Here is a 902-nt window from a genome sequence, read left to right on the forward strand (position 1 = left end):
ATCAAGTTCTCTATCAAAAGTAACGGTAAAACTACCATTGTCATTATCATTAAGATTAATACTATTACTACATGAAGGCTGGATGTCAATTATAGGACCATCTAGTTTGGGTGAACAATTAATGATTGTTATGTTTCTAATATTTGTGAATTCTGTTCCATATCCGGTTTGGAATTTAATATTAGATTCACTTTGCCATTGACTATCAGGAATTCCACTTAGACTAAACAATTCTTTTAGCGTAAAACTTGTTACCCTTTTTGTATTAAGGGATGTAGGGAAAGAATTCCAGTTTATACCATCAAAACTAAATTGCCAATGGTATCCATATTTTAGAACGATCTCTTGATCAGGGCAGAATTCATTTGCTGAAGGTTCAATAATGTGAATTGGGTATACAATTGTAAAAAAATTACAATCTTTAGTATTGTATCCGACCAAATTGTTTATAAACTCATTTCTTGTATACGTGTAGGTATCGTCAGAATTACAGGAAACAGGGTCACTAAGAGAGATCCAATGGCTGTAAAGGTTAACAGTGGCAGTATTGAAATTGTTATTTAATTCAATAAAATCATAGTAAATGCTACCTACATTTTGTGGAGTAGAGTTATACCCTATACCCGGATAAACCTCAGGCGAATCAGTTACTACACTGGCGCTAAATAAGTTAGCGTGTGCAGTTGCCTGAACTTCTGTTTTAAACAGAAACCCATAATCTTGAGAAAACCCAATGTAAGTCATTAAAAAAAACACTATAAATGTTATTTTTTTCATTTTTAGATTTTATATCATTTTACTATCATCATTAAGATACTACTTATCAATTATTCCACAATTACTTTTCTAATATCATTTCCATATGGTGTTTCTATTACTATGGCATATACTCCAGAAGGCAC

General features: G+C 31.6%; 1 protein-coding gene. It reads right to left on the reverse strand.

Translation table 11 applies throughout. From position 1 onward, the window contains the following. A partial coding sequence (locus Z053_RS29570) for a hypothetical protein (protein ID WP_035097243.1) occupies window positions 1-777 on the reverse strand: 777 nt, incomplete at its 3' end. Between the last annotated feature and the right edge of the window lie 125 nt (window positions 778-902).

This window comes from Aquimarina megaterium XH134, from assembly GCF_000520975.1.
Taxonomy (GTDB): Bacteria; Bacteroidota; Bacteroidia; order Flavobacteriales; family Flavobacteriaceae; genus Aquimarina; species Aquimarina megaterium.